This window comes from uncultured Microbacterium sp. (assembly GCF_900078385.1).
Taxonomy (GTDB): Bacteria; Actinomycetota; Actinomycetes; order Actinomycetales; family Microbacteriaceae; genus Microbacterium.
In genome coordinates this window covers 86,095-106,440 of sequence record NZ_FLQR01000007.1, presented here as the reverse complement: position 1 = coordinate 106,440, position 20,346 = coordinate 86,095, and the positions used below count along the sequence as shown (strand labels likewise).

The following is a 20,346-nucleotide window of genomic DNA, read 5'->3' as shown; positions in this document are numbered from 1 at the left end:
TCAGCTCGGATCGAGCCGGAGCACGTTCGTCTCGCCGACGGAGAGGTCGTCGACGAGCCGCAGCGAGCGGGCCACCTCGTCGACGGCGGCCAGGGCCGTGCCGAATCGCTCCCGGTCGGCGCTGACGGCCGTCAGCGTCACGAGGTGCGAGCCGGTGTCCCACGTATAGGTCGCGAACGGCGGCGTGCGGGGGTCCGGCGGCAGATCCATCACGAGCTTCTCGCCGACGCCGAGGTAGGTGCCGCGGAACGATTCGGTGTCGTCGTACTCGATCGGCATCATGGCCCGCGCCGCACGCACCTGCGGCGTGGCCTGCTGCACCTGCGCGAGGGTCACGAGCAGCTCGGGGTCGTCCTTCCAGACCCACGCGAGCACGCGCCCGTCGGCGCGGCGCATGAGCAGCGGAGCCGCCTGGCTCATCGCCCACGCCGCGACGCGGCTGCCGGGTCGATCCGCCCGGCCGACCGCCGTGTTCGCCTGCGCCAGCAGCATCCCGATCGCGCGCTTGCGGGCCCGCCGGCCACGCAGGCCGAGCGAGCCGGTGACGGGCACCCAGCGGCGCGGATCGGCGTCTGCCTGCAGTCGGGCCATGACACCCAGCGTACGGTCCTGTTAGCATCGGCGCCCATGCGCCTGCGTTCCCCCCGCCTGGCTGCCGTCGCCCTCCTCGCGACGCTCGCCCTGCTCACGCCCACCAGTCCCGCCGTCGCCGCGATCGCCCGCCCCGCACAGGTCGGTCTCGTGAGCTTCACGGGCGCCTCGCTGACCTCGACGGGCGCGACGCTCACGGTCGACTGGCCGGATGCCGCCGGTGCCGCCGGCTACGAGGTGTTCGCCGCGCGGAGCCTCGACGCGGTCGCGGCGGCCACGACTCCGGCCGTCAGGGTGACCGACTCGAGGGCCACCGTCTCCAGGCTCACCGCGGGCGTGGACTACTTCGTGCAGGTGCGCGCGGTCAACTCCGTCGGGGTGGGACCGCGGTCGTCGCGCGTCGGCCACGGCACGATCGCGTCGCAGGGGACATTCCCCGCCGGCGCGCCGTCCTACCGCGCCCTGACCTGGAACGTCTGCTCCAACGCGTGCGCCGGCATCACGACGCGAGCCAAGGTGATCAACCGCCGCATCACGGAGATCGCCCCCGACATCGTCGCGCTGCAGGAAGCATCGAAGTACACCACCGCGCCCACCGGGTACCGGTTCGTCGCGAACGGGCAGAACGACATCCTCGTCCGGTCGGGACAGTTCGCCGTCGTCCCGATGAAGACCGCGGCGACGGCGGGGAGCACCGTCTTCGCCCGGAAGTCGGCGACGCCCGGCAAGGGGATCGCGTGGGCCGCCCTCCGTCACCGCACCGGCGCCTATGTCGTCGTCTTCGACGCCCATCTCGTCTCCGGGACCACCGCGGCGCAGGTGGCGCAGCGCACGTACGAGGCCGAGCGCCTGAACGCCTTCGTGCTGTCGACGCTCGGAAAGCTCGCCGCCTCCTACGGGTCGCTGACGAACTGGAAGAACGCGCCCGTCATCATCCTGGGCGACTTCAACACACACAAGTCCCGCGTCGGCGACGGTACCCAAGCCGTGCTGCAGAAGGCGGGCTGGTACGACGCATACGATCAGGCCCGCAGCCTGATGGCGCAGCACCACAACTCCGCGAACCCGACCATGCAGACGGCGCCGGTCATCGGGGTGAGGTGGGGCGACCACGTCGACAAGGTGCTGGTGCGCCCATCGCGCACGGCCGTCATCCGGTGGGCGAACGCCGGGAAGCGGGTCGGCGGGACGTACGTCGCGCCGCTCGGATCGGATCACCACCCCGTCCTGGCAGTGGTGTCCGTCCGCTGACGGATGCCGCCGCGCGCGGCACGGCTCCGGGCCCGGCGGGGACGCTCGACTAGACTCGGAACCGGCGCAGACGCGAACCGCGGCTCGCGCCAGCCGCACAGATTGGCCCGTTTCCTGTGACCGACTCCGCGACACCTCTCAGCGAACCCGTCGCTGACCGACGTCCGCTCACGATCGTGATGGCAGCCGACACCTTCGGCCCCGATGTGAACGGCGCCGCGCGCTTCGCCGAGCGCCTCTCGGCGGGCCTCGCCGCGCGCGGTCACGACGTCCACGTCGTGACGCCGAGCGTCACGCACTCCCAGCACGGCACGTTCACGGAGATCATCGAGGAGCAGGCCATCACGGTGCACCGGCTACCGGGATGGCGCTGGTACCCCCACGACTGGCTGCGCTTCGTGCTGCCGTGGATGGCGAAGCACTACGCGCGCCGCATCCTCGCCGAGGTCAAGCCCGACGTCGTGCACAGCCAGTCCCACATCGTCATCGGCCGCGGGATGACGCGCATCGCGCGCCAGCGCGGCATCCCCGTCGTCGCGACCAACCACGTGATGGCCGAGAACATCATCGACTTCACGACCCTGCCGCCGCTCCTCGACAAGGTCGTCATCAAGCTCGCGTGGGACGACGCCAAGCGCACGTTCGAGATGTCGCGCGCGGTCACGACGCCCACGCGTCGCGCCGCCGAGTTCCTCGAGAAGACGATCGACATCCGCGGGGTCGTCGCGATCAGCTGCGGCATCGACAAGGGCAACTACACCCCCGACCTCACGCCGCGCCCGCACCGGCGCGTGCTGTTCGTCGGACGCCTCACGACCGAGAAGCACGTCGAGGTCACGCTCGAGGCCATCGCGAAGCTCGTGCCCGAGCTCGACATCGTCTTCGACATCGTCGGCGGGGGCGACCAGCGCCGGAACCTCGAGCAGACGGCGCACCGGCTCGGCCTCGACGACCGGGTCGTCTTCCACGGCCGCACGTCGGAGGAGGACCTCCGGGCCGCCTACACGCGCGCCGACGTCTTCGCGATCGCCTCGATCGCGGAGCTGCAGTCGATCGCGACGATGGAGGCGATGGCGTCCGGGCTCCCGATCGTCGCCGCCGACGCCGTCGCCCTCCCGCACCTCGTGCACGACGGCGAGAACGGCTACCTGTTCGCGCCGGGCGACGTCGACGACCTCGCCGAGAAGCTCCGCCGGGTCCTGACGGCGTCTCCCGAGGAGTACCTGCGCATGCAGCAGGCGTCCCTCACCGCGGTCGAGGCGCACGACATCCACAAGACGCTGGACACGTTCGAGAAGCTGTACCGCGGCGAGCCGCTCTGACGATGCGGCTGCTCTTCGACGCCCGGTACATCCGCACCGACTTCCACGACGGCATCAGCCGCTACTCGGCCGAGCTCGCCGCGGCCGTCGCCGCCGTGGCTCCGGAGCGCGGCGTCCAGGTCGTCTACCTGATCTCCGACGAGCGTCAGCGCGCGTTCCTCCCACCGGGCGCGGCGGTGCTCCCGATCCACGCGCCCACCTCGTGGCGTGAGCCGTTCACCGCGCTGCGGCTGAACCGCCACCGCCCCGACGTCGTGTTCTCGCCGATGCAGACCATGGGCTCGCTCGGCCGTCGGTTCCGCCTCATCCTCACGCTGCACGACATGATCTACTACCGGCATCGGACCCCGCCGCGCGAGCTCCCCGCCCCGATCCGGCTCGGCTGGCGGCTGTTCCACCTCAGCTACCTGCCGCAGCGCATCGCGCTCAACGCGGCCGATGTCGTCGCGACGGTGAGCGAGACGAGCAAGCGGCAGTTCGCCGCGGTGCGCCTCACGAAGCGCCCCGTCGTCGTCATCCACAATGCCCCGCAGCGTCTCGCCGCGCTGCTGCAGACGGGTAGCGTCGTGGTGCCGGGCACGCAGAACCTCGTCTACATGGGCTCGTTCATGCCGTACAAGAACGTCGAGACGCTCGTGCGGGCGATGGCGTCGCTGCCGGGCCGCACGCTGCACCTGCTCTCGCGCATCTCGCCGGCGCGGCGCGCCGACCTCGAGGCGCTCGCGCCCGACGGAACGGATGTCGTCTTCCACAGCGGGGTCACCGACGAGCAGTACGCGGCACTGCTGGCCGACCGGGCGGTGCTGGTGAGCGCCAGCCTCGACGAGGGGTACGGTCTGCCGCTGGCGGAGGCGCTCGCCCTGGGCGTGCCGGCCGTCGTGACCGACATGCCGATCTTCCGCGAGGTCGCCGGCGATGGCGCGCGCTACGCCCCCGGAACGGATCCCGACGCGTTCGCCGCCGCCGTGCGGTCCCTCGACGACCCCGCCGAATACGCCCGCACCGTCGCGGCCGGCACCGCGCACATCGCGCGCTTCTCGTGGGCGCGGTCGGCCGGCATCCTGCTCGACACGGTCGCCGGCCTGGCCCGCTGACGGATCCTCGCGGCGAACGTCTCGCGTGGGGAGTCGCGGTGAGTCAGGATGTGGCCATGACCGAGCTCGTCGACGACGTCGTCCCGCCCGCTGTCGCTGATGCGCGACCGAGTCGGCGCGTCGGCCGTGGGGTAACGGTCACGGTCGGCATCGCCGGTGTCGCGGCGCTCGCGCTGATCGGATGGTTCGTGGCTGTGCAGGTCTCCCTCAGCAACGTGCGGATCGCGTACGACGCGGCACCCGTGCGGTGCGATGGCGCGAACGTCGGCCTCTACTCGTCTGACGACGCGGACGGCACGACCGCTGAAGTCCCGTTCGACGACCGCCTTCTCTCGCCCGTCGTCGATGTCACACAGGGGATGCTCTGCGCGGTCCGCCTGCACATCGTGAACACCTCCTGGGCCGAGGTCGAGGTGATGACGGTCGGGGCGCCGATGATGGGACGCGAGATGTCGACGCCTCTGCGCGCGCTCCATGTCAACCCGAACGGACAGACGCGGCTGCCCGATACGGTCGAGGGCTCGGCCGAGTTCCTGATCGAGGGCGGGATCACCGTGCCGGCGGGGGGATCGCAGACGCTCCTGGTGGTCATCGACGCGTCGGGCGTGCGTGACGGGTTGGGTCCGTGCATCGCGCTACGACCCTCGTCGCCGTATGTCGTCGTGCAATTGGCCGGACTGTCGCGCCACGTGGCATCCGATGAAGAAGACGGCATCTGGTACCGCCGCGGCTCCGCTGCTGAGTGCGACTTCTGACTGCCGGCCGCGCCGCACCGCTTCGCCGCCGATAGCGATAGCACCCGAACGCGGAGAGCGCCGGACGCTGCCGCCCGTCAGGGGGCTGTCTCAGCAGCACCTGGCGCTCTCGCGTGAACGGTGTGGGAACCTCCCCGGGGAGAGGCGGCCCGCGTGCGTCAGGGGTGACGCGCGGGGTCGGTGGGCGTGGCGCGGTAGCCGTCGGTGGTTACGGCCCGGGCGGTGCCGATCAGGCCGACGACGGCGAGGGCCGCCAGGAGTATTACGATCATCATGGCAGAAAAGCTACGCCGCACTTGATACTGCCACTAGTGGCAGACCAGCCGCTGTTGGTAGGATTTCTGCCATGAAGACTGTCGCGTGCGTCGTCCAGCCCGGATTCGCCCCGTTCGAGTTCGGCCTCGCCTGCGAGGCCTTCGGGCTCGACCGCAGCGACGACGACATCCCGAACTTCGACTTCCGCATCGTGACGCCCGATCCGGGCGCCGTGCCCAGCAACATCGGGTTCTCCCTCAACGTCGACGCCGACCTCGCCTTCGCCGACGAGGCCGACCTCGTCGTCATCACGCCGATCCCGCGGGAGGCCTGGGATCACGTCGACGAGCGCGTCACCGCCGTGGTCCGGCGCGCGGTCGAGCGCGGCGCGTGGGTCCTGACGGTCTGCAGCGGCGCGTTCGTCGTCGCGGCCGCCGGCGTCCTCGACGGCCGCCGCGCGACGACGCACTGGCGGTACGCGGACACGATGGCGCGCATGTACCCGGCCATCGAGGTCGACCCGCACGTGCTGTACGTCCAGGACGGCCGCATCATCACGAGCGCCGGCACCGCGGCGGGCCTCGATGCCTGCCTGCATCTGCTGCGGATCGAACTGGGCGCCGAGACGGCCAACAAGATCGCCCGCCGCATGGTCGTCCCCCCGCAGCGCGACGGCGGCCAGGCGCAGTTCATCGACCGGCCGCTGCCGGTGTCGACCTCCCTCTCCCTCACCCCGGTGACCGATTGGATGCTGGAGAACCTCCGCCTGGACCTGCCCGTCGACCAGCTCGCGGCGCGCGCGCACATGTCGCCCCGCACCTTCGCCCGCCGGTTCAAGGCGGACTACGGCACGACGCCCGCCGCCTGGCTCGCGCGGCAGCGCATCATCCACGCGCAGCGCCTCCTCGAGCAGACGGATCTGGGCCTCGACAAGATCGCCTGGGAGTGCGGCTTCGGGTCGGCGGCCGTGCTGCGTCAGAACTTCGGGCGGACGCTCGGCACGACGCCCACGGCCTACCGGGCGCGCTTCACCTGCACCGAGCCGATGGCATCCTGACCTGATCGGGTTCCACGGCGTATATCGTGAGTCGTGATGTCGAACCCCCCTTTCCGCGTCATCGTCCTCGAAGACGATGAGGACGTCGCCGTCTATGTGAAGACCGTCCTCGAGCGACGGCTCGGCTGCGACGTGCGCCTCCTGGGCAGCACCTTCGGGTTCTCCGAAGCCGTCCGCGAGTTCGCGCCGGATGCCGTCGTGACCGACATCGAGATGCCCGGCGGCAGCGGCCTGGACATCCTCGGCATCGCGCGCGACCTCGACCCGGAGCTCCCCGTCATCGTCATGACGGCGCACGCCTCGGTCGACTACGCCGTCCGGGCCCTCCGCGGGGGCGCCGACGAGTACCTCCAGAAGCCGCTCGTCTCGGCCGAGCTCGTCCGTGCCGTCGAGCGCCTCGCGACCGCCGCCCGGCAGGCGCGCGCGGCACGGCGCAAGCGCGCGGTGCTCGCGATCGGCGCGCACCCGGACGATGTCGAGATCGGCGTCGGCGGCACGCTCGCCGCGCACGCCGCCGCCGGTGACCCGATCACGATCCTCACGATGTCGCGGGGAGCGCGCGGCGGCCCGGCGGACGACCGTCAGCACGAGTCGCTCGCGGCGGCCGATCTGCTCGGCGCCCGCCTGTTCCTCGAGGACCTCATCGACACGGCGATCCCCAACGCCGATCCGACCGTCGGCATCATCGAGCGCGTCGTCGCCGAGGTGCAGCCGACGACCGTGTACGTGCACTCGCGCAACGACCGCCATCAGGATCACCGCGCCGTGCACGAGGCGGCCGTCATCGCCACCCGTCGGGTCGAGAACCTCGCCTGCTATCAGAGCCCGAGCGCCACGATCGAATTCCGTCCGTCGCGCTTCGTGTCGATCGACGGCTTCACCGAGGCCAAGCTCGCGCTGCTCGCCTGCTTCGCGTCGCAGTCCGGCATCCGCGACTATCTCGAACCCGACCTCGTCCTGGCCACCGCGCGGTACTGGTCGCGCTTCGGCACCGGCACGCACGTCGAGCCGCTCGAAGTGATCCGCGACGCCAGCGGGATCGGCGTCGGCGGCGCGGCGCCCGCGACGCGCGCCGCCGCCCACGAGGGCCGCCCCCGCGACGCCACGAGCGGAGACTCCGCATGACCACCCGTGTTCTCGTCACCGGCGCCGGGGGACCCGCCGGCGTCGCGGTCATCCGCTCGCTGCTCAAGCGCGACGACCTCGAGGTCTTCGCCGCCGACATGGACGGCTGGGCCAGCGGCCTCTACCTCGTGGATGCCGACCACCGGCGCATCATCCCGCCCGGTCGACGAGACGACTTCGTCGACGCCGTCGCCGCGCTCGTGGCCGCGGACGCACTGGGGCTCGTCGTCTCGACCGTCGACGTCGAGCTCGTGCCGCTGAGCGCCCGCCGCGACGAGCTCGGCGCCCCGCTCGCCGCTCCCAGCGAAGAGGCGCTCCGCACGTGCCTGGACAAGTGGCTCCTCGTGCAGGCGTGCGCGCCGCACGCGCGCGTCCCCGAGACCGCGGTCCTCGACGACGCCGGCGTCGCGCGGGCGTGGGACTTCCCCGTGATCGTCAAGCCGCGCAGCGGCGCAGGCTCCCGCGGCGTGCACCTCGTCGCGGACCGCGCCGCGCTCGAGGCCGAACCCCGCGACGACGGGTGGATCATCCAGGAGAACCTGCCGGGCGAGGAGTTCTCGGTCGACGTCTTCATGGGCCGGAACGGCCGGGCCGTGTCGGCCGTGCCGCGCCTGCGGGCCCGCGTCGACTCCGGCGTCGCGATCGCCGGCCGCACCGTCCATCGCGACGAGCTCGAGCGCACCGCGGAAGCGTGCGCGGCCGCGGCCGGCATCGTCGGGGTGTGCAACGTGCAGCTGCGCTACGACAGCGCCGGCGCCCCGGCGCTGCTCGAGATCAACCCGCGCTTCCCGGGCGCGATGCCGCTCACCATCGCCGCCGGCGTCGACATGCCCTCGCTGGCCGCCGACCTCGCCCTGGGCCGCGAGATCCCGGAGCGCGTGGCGTTCGCGGAGATCGCGAACGTCCGCTTCCTCGAGGACGTCTTCGTGCCGACGACGGAGATCCTCGCCGGTGTCGAGGCCGAGCGGTGAGCATGACCGAGCTCACCGGTGACTGGCACGTCCACTCGACGTTCTCCGACGACGCCGTCAGCACGCTCGAGGAGAACATCGCCGCCGCGCACGCGCGCGGGCTGCGCGCCATCCGCCTCATCGACCACGTGCGGGCCGACACGACGTGGGTTCCGGACTTCCTCGCCGCCGTCCGCGGTCTCGCCGTCCCCGACGGACTGACCGTCCGCACGGGGGTGGAGGCGAAGATCCTGGATGCCGCCGGCACCCTCGACGTCCCCGCCGACCTCGTCGTCGGGCCCGGCGGCGTCGACGGCATCGTGATCGCCGACCACCAGTTCCCGGGCCCCGACGGCCCATGGAGTCCCACGCGCGCGATCGCCGCGCTGGCCGCCGGCGAGCTCTCCTCGGCCGAGGCCGTCGCGATGCTCGTCCACGCCACGGTCGCCGCCATGGAGAGCGCGGGCGGCGGTGCGCAGCTCGCGCATCCGTTCTCGATCCTCCCGAAGATCGGGCTCAGCGAGGACGACATCCCGGGCGACCTCCTGCGCGCCTGGGCGGAGGGCGCCGCCCGCACGGGCACCCGCGTCGAGGTCAACGAGAAGTGGGCCTGCCCCTCGCCGCGCGCCGTGCGCGCCGCGCGGGCCGCGGGGGCCGAGCTCGTCGCCTCCACCGACAGCCACCGCGCCGAAGACGTCGGTCGCTACGACCGGGTGGTCGGCATCCTGCACGCCGCGACGCCATGACCGGACAGGGCTGGCTCGACGCCGGCGAGAGCGTGCTCGCCGTCGTCCTCACGATCTTCGCGCTCGCGGGAGCCGTGCCCGCCGTCATCATGGGCTTCCAGTTCCTCCTGGTCCCGGTGCACGGGTTCGTCAACCACTACCGCCGCGCCGCGCCGACCACTCCGCGCGTCGCCGTCATCGTCCCCGCCTGGAACGAGGGAGCCGTCATCGGCGCCTCCATCGACCGGCTCATGGCCCTCGAGTACCCGGACGGGCATCTCCGCATCTACGTCGTGGACGACGCGTCGACCGACGACACGCCCGACGTCGTGCGCGCGAAGGAGCGGCAGTACCCGGGATCCGTCTTCCATCTGCGGCGCGAGCGCGGCGGCGAGGGGAAGGCGCACACTCTGAACCACGGCATCCGCCACGTCCTGTCGGAGGACTGGATGGAGGCGATGCTCATCATGGACGCCGACGTCATCTACCTCCCCGACTCGCTGCGCAAGATGACGCGCCACTTCGCCGATCCGAAGGTCGGCGCCGTCACCGCCTACATCCGGGAGGGGAGTGCGGAGAAGAACTTCCTCAATCGGTTCATCGGCTTCGAATACGTCCTCTCCCAGCTCGGCAGCCGCCGCGCGCAGAACGTCCTCGGTGCGATGGCCTGCCTCGCCGGCGGCGCGCAGCTGCACACGCGCCACAACATCGAGCAGCTCGGCGGCGCGATCGACACGAGCTCGCTCGCCGAGGACACCGTCACGACCTTCGAGACGCAGCTCGCCGGCCGACGCGTCGTGTTCGAGCCGTACGCCGTCGTCCTGGCGGAGGAGCCGCACCGCGTCGGCGCCCTGTGGAAGCAGCGGCTGCGCTGGGCGCGCGGCAACGTGCAGCTGACGGCGCGCTTCCGGAAGCTGTGGTTCCGGCCGGCGCGCGGTCACCGGCTCGGGTCGATCTCCTTCGGCCTCACATGGTTCGGCGTGTTCCTGCTGCCCGTCTTCATGATCCTGGCCTCGATCGGCCTCATCGGCCTGTACCTGATGCAGTCGCCGATCTCCGGAGTGATCTTCCGATCGATGTGGATCGTCATCGGCTGCGCCTACATCTACACGATCACGCTCGCCGTCCAGCTCGACCCCGGGATGGCCCGCGCCGCGTGGCGCGAGGTGCTCGTCTTCCCGGGCCTCGTCTCGATCGTCGTCATGCTGTCGGCGTTCTTCCCCGGCCTGTTCACGGAACTGGTGCCGGCACTGTTCGGCCTCCGGATGAGCGAGGGCGGCATCTTCGCGTGGTATCTCGCGATCTACGCCTGGATATCGTTGTGCATGGTGGGCGCGTGGGGCGCGAAGCGCCTCGACGACGCCCGCGTGCCGCAGTGGATCGTCGCCCTGTACGTCTACCTCGTCGGCTACGGGCCGATCCTCTGCGCGGTAACGTTCGATGCGTATGTCAAGGAGGCGCGGGGAGCCGCCATGGTCTGGGACAAGACGGAGAAGACGGGTCGGGTGATGGGATGAGCGAGCTGGGGACGCGCGCTGCGCTGGAGGAGATCGAGCGCGATCGGCGCACGGAGCGGAGAGTGGTCGTGCAGGCCGTCGTCGCGCTGCTGGTCGTGACCGGCTTCGTGCTGATCCGGCTGGTGATCGTCGGATGACGGGGCTGCCGTGGCGCGTCCTCGTCATCGATGACGTCGAGGATCAGCGCGACCTGCTCGCGCACCTGTTCACGCGGGCGGGCTGCGTCGTGCAGGTCGCCGCGGGCACGGAGGAGGCGCAGGAGCTGCTGCGGGCCGCGACGCCGGACATCGCCGTGATCGATCTCCTCCTCGGCGGGGACGACAACGGCTGGACCGCGATCGACGCCACCCGTGAGCTCGCGCCGAGCGCGAAGATCATCGTCACGTCGGTGCTGGACGTCGCAGAGTTCCCCGAGGCGGATGCCCGTCTGCCGAAGCCCTTCACGATCGCTCAGGTGCAGGCGCTCGTCGACGGATTCCGCCCGGCGTCGTGAGCGAATCCCAGACGCTCTTCACCGTGACGCGCGGCGAGTCGCCCGCGTTCCGTCATCTGTCGGTCGTGATCGCCGTCGCGTTCGCACTGCTCGCGGTCGCCCTGAGCGGTGGCGAGCTCATCGCGTACCCGGGCTGGATGTGGAGCGGGGTCGGCATCGTCGTCGCCGTCCAGCTCATCGCCACCGCGCTGCCGTGGCCGACGATCGACGCCGGCTGGGTCGTCGCCGTGCCCCTGGCATCCCTCGCGGGGCTGGCGCTCTTCCGCGTCGGCACCGGTGGCTCGTCGTCGATGTTCGGCGCCATCGTCGTGCTCCCGCTCATCTGGATCGCGATCGAGAAGGGGCTGCGCGTCGTCGTCATCGCCGCGGCCGCGATCGTGGTGACGCTCATGATGCCGTTCCTCTGCGGCACGGAGGACTGGGCCAACGGCCAGCTGGTGCGCGTCGCCTTCGGCGGGGTCGTGTTCACGGGTGTCGCGATCATCGTGCACGACGTGGCGCGGCGCGCACGCGCCCGCCTGACCGAGCTCGACGAGGTCTCCCGCGAGCGCGCGCGACTGCTGGACGAGGCGGCGGCGGCCACGGCGGAGCTGTCCCGGACGGCCGAGGAGCTCCGCGCGAGCGAGGCCTTCATGGACAGCGTGTGGCACGCGATCGTCAACGAGGGCGTCGTCGTGACCGAATCCGACGGCCGGATCGTCTCCTGGGGTCCGGGCGCGACGGCGCTGCTCGGCTACCCCGCCGAGACGATGGCCGAACAGTCCGGCGCCGCCGAACCGCGGAATGTCGGCGACATAGTCTGGCCGCAGGATGCCGAGGGCTCCCCGGCGCGGTTCGCCCGCGCCGTCGACGCGGGCTCCGCGCCCGGGGGCGGCGACGGGGAGCTGGTGCTGCGGACGGCCGCGGGCGACCCGCTGCCCGTCTTCCTCACCTGCTCGCAGCGCCACGACGCCGCAGGCGACGCGGTCGGCTACATCTTCGTCATCCACGATGCGCGTCACGCGCAGGAGATCTCGCGGCTGAAGGACGAGTTCGTCGGCACGGTGTCCCACGAGCTGCGCACCCCGCTGAGCTCGATCATCGGCTACCTGGAACTCGTGGCGGAGGAGCAGGAGAACCTCACCGACGACCAGAAGCGCTTCCTGAAGGTGGCCGAGCGCAACGCGCACCGGCTGCTCCTGCTCGTCGGCGACCTGCTCTTCATCGCTCAGGTCGAGGCGGGGAAGCTCCCCATCGATCCGGTCGAGGCCGATCTGACCTCGGTCGCGGCGGCGTCCGTCGAGTCCATCGAGCCCGTCGCGGCACGCGCCGGCGTCACCGTGCGCGCCGAACTGCCGGACGCGCCGGTCTCGGTGTCCATCGATCTCCGTCGCGTGGGCCAGGCCGTCGACAACCTCCTCTCGAACGCGGTCAAGTTCACCCCGGACGGCGGCACCGTCACGGTCGTCGTCCGCACCGAGGGCGATGACGCCGTCATCGAGGTGCGCGACACCGGCATGGGCATTCCCGCCGACGAGCTGGAGCAGCTGACGCAGCGCTTCTTCCGGGCGAGGATGGCGACGCGCCAGGCGATCCAGGGCGTCGGCCTCGGCCTCAGCATCACGAAGGCGATCGTCACGGCGCACGGCGGCCTGCTGTCGGCGTCCAGCACCGTGGGCGAGGGCACGACGTTCGAGATCCGCCTCCCGGCGCAGCGGGAGCGGACCTCCCCGGTCGACACCCTCGCGTGATAAACTTGAGTCCGTAAGGCTCAAGTTTGGGATGCGAGGGGAACGATGAACGCACAGCCCACGCCCGGCCAGGAGGAGCAGCAGAGCGCCCTCGAGCAGTTCGGGATCAATCTGACCGAGCGCGCACGGCAGGGCAAGCTCGATCCCGTCATCGGCCGCGACAGCGAGATCCGCCGCGTCAGCCAGGTGCTCACGCGCCGGACGAAGAACAATCCCGTGCTCATCGGCGAACCCGGCGTCGGGAAGACCGCCGTCGTGGAGGGCCTTGCCCAGCGCATCGTGGCCGGTGACGTCGCGGAGTCGCTCAAGAACAAGGAGCTCATCACCCTGGACATCTCCGCGCTCGTGGCGGGGGCGATGTACCGCGGGCAGTTCGAGGAGCGGCTGAAGAGCGTCCTCAAGGAGATCACCGAGTCCGAGGGACGCGTCATCACGTTCATCGACGAGCTGCACGTGCTGATGGGCGCCGGCGGCGGCGAGGGGTCGGTCGCGGCATCCAACATGCTCAAGCCCATGCTCGCCCGCGGCGAGCTGCGTCTCATCGGCGCGACGACGCTCAACGAGTACCGCGAGTTCATCGAGAAGGATGCCGCGCTGGAGCGCCGGTTCCAGCAGGTGTACGTCGGCGAGCCCAGCGTCGAGGACACCGTCGCGATCCTCCGCGGGCTGAAGGGCCGGTACGAGGCGCACCACGGCGTCACGATCAGCGACGGCGCGCTCGTCGCGGCGGCGGCGCTGAGCAACCGGTACATCCCTTCGCGGCAGCTGCCCGACAAGGCCATCGACCTCATCGACGAGGCGATGAGCCGCCTCAAGATGGAGATCGACTCGAGCCCCGTCGAGATCGACGAGCTGCGCCGCCAGGTCGACCGCATGCGCCTGGAGGAGCTCGCCCTCAAGCGCGAGAAGGACGACGCGTCGAAGGAGCGCCTCGCGAAGCTGCGCGAGCAGATGGGGAAGGCGGAGGCTCAGCTCACGGCGCTCGAGGCGCGCTGGGAGCGCGAGCGCGCCGGACTGAACCGCGTCGGCGACCTCAAGAAGCAGTACGACCGGGCCGTCACCGAGCGCGATCGCGCCCTGCGGGAGGCCGACTACGCACGCGCCTCGAAGCTCGAGTACGAGACGATCAAGCGGCTCCAGCAGGAGATCGCCGACGCCGAACGTGCCGAGGCGAATCCGACCGAGGAGCGCATGGTCAACGAGCAGGTGACCGACGAGGACATCGCGGCCGTCATCGCCGCGTGGACCGGCATCCCGGTCGGCCGTCTCCTGCAGGGCGAGTCCGAGCGTCTCGTGCACCTGGAGAACGAGCTCGGCAAGCGGCTCATCGGGCAGAAGCAGGCCGTCAAGGCCGTCGCCGATGCGGTCCGCCGCTCGCGGGCGGGCATCAGCGACCCGAACCGCCCGACCGGTTCCTTCCTCTTCCTCGGCCCGACCGGTGTCGGCAAGACCGAGCTCGCGAAGGCGCTCGCCGACTTCCTCTTCGACGACGAGCACGCCATGGTCCGCATCGACATGAGCGAGTACGGCGAGAAGCACACGGTCGCCCGGCTCGTCGGGGCCCCTCCGGGGTACATCGGCTACGAGCAGGGTGGTCAGCTGACCGAGGCCGTGCGGCGCCGGCCGTACTCCGTCGTGCTGCTGGACGAGGTCGAGAAGGCGCATCCCGAGGTCTTCGACGTCCTGCTGCAGGTGCTCGACGACGGTCGTCTCACCGACGGGCAGGGCCGCACGGTCGACTTCACCAACACGATCCTCATCCTCACATCGAACATCGGCTCGCCCATCCTCATCGACCCGATGTTCTCGCCCGACGCGAAGCGCGAGCAGGTCATGGCCCTCGTGCGGCAGGCGTTCCGCCCGGAGTTCCTGAACCGCCTCGACGACATCGTGCTGTTCCAGGCGCTGACCGAGGACGATCTCGCGCAGATCGTCGAGCTCTCCGTCGACACGCTGCAGCGCCGCCTCAAGGACCGCCGGCTCACGCTCGCCGTCACGCCGGACGCCCGCGCGTGGCTGGCCGAGCGCGGCTACGACCCGCTCTTCGGAGCCCGGCCGCTGCGCCGGCTCATCCAGTCCGAGATCCAGGACCGCCTCGCGATGGCGCTGCTGTCCGGAGGGGTCCGCGACGGCGACATCGTGCGGGTCGACGTCGCGGCCGACGGGTCGCAGCTCGTGCTCACGAGCGACGGCGCTCCGCCGCCGGTGGCGGACGACGACGTGATCGAGGCGGAGCTGCTCGAGGACTGAGCCCGGCGGGCGTGAGAGCATCGAGCAGTGACCACGCTCCGCGCCCTGTGGGGGTCGACGCACCCCGGGCCCTCCGTCGTCGTGACGGTGCTCGCTGTGGTGCTCGGGATCGCGGCCGGCGTCGACCCCTGGCGCGTCGTGCTGCTCGGGGCTGCCGTGCTGAGCGGGCAGCTGTCGGTCGGGATCTCCAACGACGTCATCGACCGTGATCGCGATCGTGCGGTCGGCCGCACCGACAAGCCGCTCGTCCGAGGCGAGGTCTCGGCGCGGACGGCATGGATCGCGGCCGTCGGCACGCTCGCGCTCGCCGTGGTCCTGTCCGCCGGGCTGGGGTGGGGGATGCTGGCGGCGCACGCCGTCGCGCTGGCCGCCGCCTGGTCCTACAACGCGGGACTCAAGTCCACGCCGGTCTCGATCGTCCCGTTCCTCGTGAGCTTCGGGATCTTCCCGTCCCTCGCGACCCTGTCCGCCGCTCCGCCGCACCTCGCGCCGGCGTGGGCGTGGATCGCCGGCGCGGCTCTCGGCGCGGCCGTGCACCTCACGAACGTCCTACCTGACCTGGACGACGACGACCGCACCGGGGTGCGCGGACTGCCGCACCGGCTCGGTCCGCGCCGCGCGGTCGTGCTCGCGGCGGGCGCCGTCACCGCCGGTGCGGGCGCGGTGCTGGTCGGAGCAGCCGGCGCCGGCGCGATCGGCGCGCTGTCCTGGGTGCTCTTCGCCGGAGTGGTCGCCCTCGCCGCCGCGACGGTCGTGCGTGTGGTCGTCCGGCGACCCGACCGCACCGTCTTCCGGCTCGTCATGGCCGCGGCACTGCTGCTGGCCGCCCTGCTCGTGGCCGCGCCGGGCGCGCTGCGCTGACCCGCCTCCGGACGCCGGCTCAGCGCGCGGCGGCGTCGAACCCCATCGCGTACCCGCGGGCCGCGAGCGGACCGGCCGCACCGAGCGCGGCGCGCAGCGCCGCCTCGCGGAGGACGTGACCCACCGCTCCCCGTGGCCGGCCGAGCCCCGTGTTGAGCGCGGCCAGGCGTGCCGCCCATCCGGCCGAGCGCACCCGCGCCCGCTCCCAGGCCGCGAGTTCGGCCTCCGGTTCCCGTCCCGTTCGCAGCCACAGGGCCAGCAGCGGTGCGAGGGTCGCGGCATCCAGCAGTCCGAGGTTCATCCCCTGCCCGCCGATGGGGCTGACTTCGTGCGCGGCGTCGCCGATGACGACGACCCGGCCGCGGCGGAGCCGCGGCGCGACGATCCGCCGCACGCCGAACGCCGTCGCCGAACCGGTCGCGTCGACGGCATCCGCCTCACCGCGGTCGGCCAGAGCGGCGCGCAGTCGCGCGAGTCGGGCGGCGGGGTCATCGGCGCCGCCGCCATCCCACGCGACGAACCGGCGGCGCCCACCGGGGAGGGGGAACGATTCGAGGACGCCGGACGGCGCCAGATGGACGACGGCGACCTCCGCATCCGCCCGCCCCGGCACGTCCGCATCCGTCATGAGGTACCGGTCGGGGTACGCGGTCTGCCGGAGCGCGCCCGGCCGATACACGAGCCCGCGCGCCCCCGCGCCGCCGGCGACGACGACGAGGGGCGCCGACAGCTCGCTCCCACCCGCGGCCGTCACGCGGACGAGGGCGGCCTCCGTGCGGATGCCGTTCACGGCGACGCCGCGCTGCGGCTCTGGGGCGCCGACGGCCAGCGCCGCCTCGGTCTCGGCCTGGGGGAGGGTGGCGACGAAGGGATGCCGCGCGCTCAGCCGATCGAACCGTACGACGCCCAGCAGCCGCCCGTCGCTGCGCGCCTCGCCGCGGCGGACGCGCACGGCCCGTTCCAGGATGCGGTCGGTCGCGCCGCCGTCCTCCAATGCCGCGAGCACGGGCGCGTGCAGGCCGATGGCGCGCGATCCCGGGCCCCGCTCGGTACGGCGCTCGAGCAGCGCCACGTCGACGCCGCGGCGGGTGAGCTCGGCCGCCAGCAGCGTCCCGACGGGCCCGGCGCCGACCACGACGACGTCAGGCATCGCCCACGCTCCGCGCCAGCAGGCGGAAGGGCGCCGGACGCTCGATCCGCCACGGGCTCGGTGCATCCGCGATCGCCGCAGCGAGCTCGTCGGTGCGGAAGCTGCGCCGGATCGAGCGCAGCCCGTCGGTGCGGAGGAACGTGCCCCGCGCGTACGGCGTGATCCCGACGGTGTACAGCGCGTACGCGAGCCGGCCGCGCTCGATGTCGGAGTGCAGGACCGGACCCGTTGACAGCGCGCGGGACTCCGCCGCGAACGCCGCGAGCCCGGTGCCGAGATGATGCAGGACGTGGTTGGAGACGACCGCGTCGAACCGCTCGCCCTCCGCGACGAGGGTCGCGGCATCCACCGCCCGGAACCGGATGCCGGGCGCCGCCCACCGTCCCGCGACGTCGTGCGCCCGCGGGTCGGGGTCGACGCCGGTCCACTCGACGGCCAGACCGTCGGCCCGGGCCAGGCCCGCGAGACGCGCGACGAGGTCGCCGCCGCCGCAGCCGAGATCGAGCACGCGTGCCGGTCGGCCGAGCCCGGCGAGGTGGGGCCGGAGCACCGAGCGGTACACGCCGCCCCAGCCGGAGACGAGGCGGTTCACGACGGCGAACCGGTGCAGCGTCGCGGCCAGACGCGCCGGGTCGCAGTCCGGGTCGTCCATGAGCTCGCGGAGCGTCTCATCCCGCGTGGCGAGGCTCACGCGTGCTCCGCCGTGCGCCGGGTGAGGAGGGCCGACTCGACGGTGAGGCCGGGTCCGAAGGCGAGGGCCGCGATGCGCTGGACGGGCGGGGCGGCATCGCCCGTCGACCCCTCGAGGAACCGGCGAAGGATGAACAGGATCGTCGCGCTGGACATGTTCCCGTAGTCGCGGAGGACGCCGCGGGAGGCGGCGAGCGCGTCAGGGCCGAGTTCGAGGCCGGCTTCCACGCGGTCCAGCACGCTGCGCCCGCCCGGATGCACCGCCCACGCGTCGACGGCCTCGTCGCCGAGGAACCGGTCGACGGCGCCGCGGATCTCGCGGCCCACGATCCGGGGGACCTCGGCGGAGAGGACCATCTCGAAGCCCGCGTCGCCGACGGTCCAGACCATGTCGCTCTCCCCCTCATCGGTCAGCGCCGTGCCGAACCGCTCCAGCTCGAGCCAGTGCTCACGGCGGAGCGCGGTGTCGGCCGTCACGACGGCCGCCGCGGCCCCGTCGGCGAAGACGGAGGAGGCGACGATCTGCTGCGGGTCCTCGGACGAGCGGAAGTGCAGCGTGCAGAGCTCCGCGCAGACCACGAGGACGACGGCCTCCGGCTGCGCGGCGCAGATGCGCGCGGCCGTGCGCAGTGCGGGCAGGCCCGCGGCGCAGCCCACGAACCCGAGGTGATACCGCTCCACGGTCGTCGGGAGGCCCAGGTCGCGGACGAGCCGGTAGTCGGGGCCGGGCGCGACGAGACCCGTGCACGAGACGGTCACGACGTGGGTGACCTGACCCGGGGCGACGGCGGCGGCCGTCAGGGCCGACCGCGCGGCCTCCGCGAAGAGCGCGGGCGCCCGCCGGATGAACTCCGCGTTGCGGTCCCCGGTGGTCGGGCGCAGCAGCGTGCCCGCCGCATCCACGACGGCCAGCGCCTTCTCGTCGTCGGACTCCTGCCCCGACAACCCGGCCAGGACGGTATGCCGGTGCTCGATCGCCGCGGCGTCGAAGGCGGCGTGGATGAGCCGCTGCGCGCGCCGGTCGATGCCCGGCTGCGCGGCGAAGAGGTCGCGCACCTGCCCCTGCGCCAGCCGCGTCGAGGGGACCGCGGTTCCGATGGACAGGACGCTCGTGGTCATGGTCCACCCTAACCAGGTCTGGAGGTCGCGAGGCCGGGGGTGGTGCCGTGGTGATCGGCGGTCTACAGTGCTCCGGCCGGTTGCGGGCCTCCCCGTCAGTCGCCGGGCGTCGGCAGCTCCCGCATCCGCCAGAACGGTCCGGTGACGACGAAGAGGGCGGACAGGACCGCGCCCACCGCCGCGATCCACATCGTGGTCGGGACCCCGAGCCACGTGCCCAGCCCGCCGGCCAGCAGCGCCGCGATCGGCATCACACCCCACACGCAGAATCGGATGGAGGCGTTCATGCGGCCGAGGAGCCTCGGCGGCGTGATGCGCTGCCGGAAGGTGACCTGCGTGATGTTGTACAGCAGGACGCTGAAGGTGGCGAGGAAGCTCTGCACGAGCAGGAGCGGGAACGCGATCGACGGGGTGATCACCGCGACCGGCAGGAGCAGCGCGATGAGGGAGAAGACGAGGGCGCTGACCGGGATGGTGCGCGCTTCCCCCAGCCGGCGGAGGATCCGGGGGGTGACCAGGGCGCCGATGAATCCGCCCACCGCGCCGACGGCGAAGATGACCCCCATCTGGGCGGGGGACAGGCCGAGCGTGCGCAGGAGGAAGATCGGCAGCAGCGTGAAGGTGATCGTGCTGAAGAAGTTCGACACCGCCGTCGTTCCGACGATGCGGCGCAGGTGCACGTTGTGGAACACCCAGCGCAGACCCTCCCGGATCGAGCTGACGAGCGGATCGTGCTCGTGCCGCTCGGCGACCCGCTCGGTGTCGCGGGTGCGCAGCAGCGCCCCGGCCGAGAGGAGATAGGTCGCGGCGGTGACGAGGACCGCGAAGGGCGCCGTGATCACCCCGATGAGCCAGCCGCCGGCGGCGGGGCCCGCGATGCCGGCGAGCTGGGCGGTGGACTCGAGCTTGCCGTTGGCCTCGGCGATGTGGTTCGCGGGCACCAGCGACGGGACGACGCTCTGGTAGGACACATCGAAGAAGACGGTGGCGACGCCCATGACGAGCGCGACGAGGACCATGTGCCAGATCTCGAGCACGCCCGCCCACCACAGCAGGGGCAGCGCCGCGAGCGCGACGGCACGGACGAGGTCGGCGGCCACCATGACGTGCCGCTTGCGGAGTCGGTCGATCCACGCGCCGGCGGGAAGCCCCACGAGCAGGAACGCCGCCGTTCCCGCGGCTCCCAGAAGCCCGACGTCGAACTCCGTCGCCTGGAGGAGGAGGACGGCGAGGACGGGCAGTGCGAGCTCGGTGATCTGCGCGCCGAACTGGCTCAGCGCCTGTCCGCTCCACATCGTGAGGAAGTTGCGGTCGCGCCACAGCGATCGGTCGGACGTCAGCGTCGGCGACTCGACTGGTTGGGACATGTCGATCAGTCTGGAGCGACTAGTTGGGTTTTGTCAATCGCAAC

Annotated in this window: 19 protein-coding genes; 14 read left to right on the top strand and 5 right to left on the bottom strand. The window is 72.1% G+C overall.

Annotated features, from left to right (window positions below):
• Positions 1-591, bottom strand: coding sequence for a hypothetical protein (locus QZL85_RS08195; RefSeq protein ID WP_295575930.1), 591 nt, complete (start codon positions 589-591; stop codon positions 1-3).
• 36 nt (positions 592-627) lie between these two features.
• On the opposite strand from QZL85_RS08195, the gene QZL85_RS08190 reads away from it, so the two are divergent.
• The 14 genes from QZL85_RS08190 (at position 628) to QZL85_RS08125 (ending at position 15,976) form a co-directional block, all read left to right on the top strand.
• The gene (locus QZL85_RS08190; protein ID WP_295575927.1) at positions 628-1,842 is read left to right on the top strand and encodes an endonuclease/exonuclease/phosphatase family protein; all 1,215 of its coding nucleotides are present in this window, start codon (positions 628-630) and stop codon (positions 1,840-1,842) included.
• Positions 1,843-1,958: 116 nt separating this feature from the next.
• Positions 1,959-3,164, top strand: a complete 1,206-nt coding sequence (locus QZL85_RS08185) for a glycosyltransferase (RefSeq protein WP_295575925.1) — start codon at positions 1,959-1,961, stop codon at positions 3,162-3,164.
• 2 nt (positions 3,165-3,166) lie between these two features.
• Complete coding sequence (locus QZL85_RS08180; protein ID WP_295575923.1) at positions 3,167-4,258, top strand: glycosyltransferase family 1 protein; 1,092 nt, start codon at positions 3,167-3,169, stop codon at positions 4,256-4,258.
• Between the two features lie 56 nt (positions 4,259-4,314).
• Positions 4,315-5,013: a hypothetical protein gene (locus QZL85_RS08175; protein WP_295575921.1), complete on the top strand. Its 699-nt coding sequence runs from the start codon at positions 4,315-4,317 to the stop codon at positions 5,011-5,013.
• Between the two features lie 346 nt (positions 5,014-5,359).
• Positions 5,360-6,325 carry a GlxA family transcriptional regulator gene (locus QZL85_RS08170; RefSeq protein ID WP_295575918.1) on the top strand — a complete coding sequence of 322 codons (966 nt, stop codon included), beginning with the start codon at positions 5,360-5,362 and terminating at the stop codon, positions 6,323-6,325.
• Between the two features lie 36 nt (positions 6,326-6,361).
• Complete coding sequence (locus tag QZL85_RS08165; protein ID WP_295575916.1) at positions 6,362-7,450, top strand: response regulator; 1,089 nt, start codon at positions 6,362-6,364, stop codon at positions 7,448-7,450.
• Positions 7,447-8,421, top strand: a complete 975-nt coding sequence (locus tag QZL85_RS08160) for an ATP-grasp domain-containing protein (RefSeq protein ID WP_295575914.1) — start codon at positions 7,447-7,449, stop codon at positions 8,419-8,421. Before QZL85_RS08165 ends, QZL85_RS08160 begins: the two co-directional genes overlap by 4 nt.
• A gap of 2 nt (positions 8,422-8,423) precedes the next feature.
• Positions 8,424-9,146, top strand: a complete 723-nt coding sequence (locus QZL85_RS08155; RefSeq protein ID WP_295575912.1) for a PHP domain-containing protein — start codon at positions 8,424-8,426, stop codon at positions 9,144-9,146.
• Entirely contained in the window at positions 9,143-10,642 is a 1,500-nt protein-coding gene (locus QZL85_RS08150) for a glycosyltransferase family 2 protein (RefSeq protein WP_295575909.1), read from the top strand. The genes QZL85_RS08155 and QZL85_RS08150 overlap by 4 nt, the downstream gene beginning before the upstream one ends.
• A complete protein-coding gene (locus tag QZL85_RS08145) occupies positions 10,639-10,779 on the top strand; it encodes a hypothetical protein (protein WP_295575907.1) in 141 nt (46 codons plus the stop codon). Before QZL85_RS08150 ends, QZL85_RS08145 begins: the two co-directional genes overlap by 4 nt.
• Complete coding sequence (locus QZL85_RS08140; RefSeq protein ID WP_295575904.1) at positions 10,776-11,135, top strand: response regulator; 360 nt, start codon at positions 10,776-10,778, stop codon at positions 11,133-11,135. Before QZL85_RS08145 ends, QZL85_RS08140 begins: the two co-directional genes overlap by 4 nt.
• Positions 11,132-12,865, top strand: a complete 1,734-nt coding sequence (locus QZL85_RS08135; protein ID WP_295575901.1) for a PAS domain-containing sensor histidine kinase — start codon at positions 11,132-11,134, stop codon at positions 12,863-12,865. The genes QZL85_RS08140 and QZL85_RS08135 overlap by 4 nt, the downstream gene beginning before the upstream one ends.
• Positions 12,866-12,910: 45 nt before the next feature.
• Positions 12,911-15,115, top strand: a complete 2,205-nt coding sequence (locus tag QZL85_RS08130) for an ATP-dependent Clp protease ATP-binding subunit (protein ID WP_295575899.1) — start codon at positions 12,911-12,913, stop codon at positions 15,113-15,115.
• A 27-nt stretch (positions 15,116-15,142) separates the two neighbouring features.
• Positions 15,143-15,976, top strand: a complete 834-nt coding sequence (locus QZL85_RS08125; RefSeq protein WP_295575896.1) for a UbiA family prenyltransferase — start codon at positions 15,143-15,145, stop codon at positions 15,974-15,976.
• Positions 15,977-15,995: 19 nt separating this feature from the next.
• On the opposite strand, the gene QZL85_RS08120 is transcribed toward QZL85_RS08125, so the two are convergent.
• From QZL85_RS08120 to QZL85_RS08105, 4 genes are all read right to left on the bottom strand, one after another.
• Positions 15,996-17,126 carry an NAD(P)/FAD-dependent oxidoreductase gene (locus QZL85_RS08120; RefSeq protein ID WP_295575895.1) on the bottom strand — a complete coding sequence of 377 codons (1,131 nt, stop codon included), beginning with the start codon at positions 17,124-17,126 and terminating at the stop codon, positions 15,996-15,998.
• Positions 17,119-17,817 (bottom strand): methyltransferase domain-containing protein, encoded by a 699-nt coding sequence (locus tag QZL85_RS08115; RefSeq protein ID WP_295575892.1) that lies wholly within the window; start codon positions 17,815-17,817, stop codon positions 17,119-17,121. The genes QZL85_RS08120 and QZL85_RS08115 overlap by 8 nt, the downstream gene beginning before the upstream one ends.
• Positions 17,814-18,935, bottom strand: coding sequence for a type III polyketide synthase (locus tag QZL85_RS08110; RefSeq protein ID WP_295575889.1), 1,122 nt, complete (start codon positions 18,933-18,935; stop codon positions 17,814-17,816). The genes QZL85_RS08115 and QZL85_RS08110 overlap by 4 nt, the downstream gene beginning before the upstream one ends.
• 95 nt (positions 18,936-19,030) lie before the next feature.
• Complete coding sequence (locus QZL85_RS08105; RefSeq protein WP_295575886.1) at positions 19,031-20,302, bottom strand: MFS transporter; 1,272 nt, start codon at positions 20,300-20,302, stop codon at positions 19,031-19,033.
• Between the last annotated feature and the right edge of the window lie 44 nt (positions 20,303-20,346).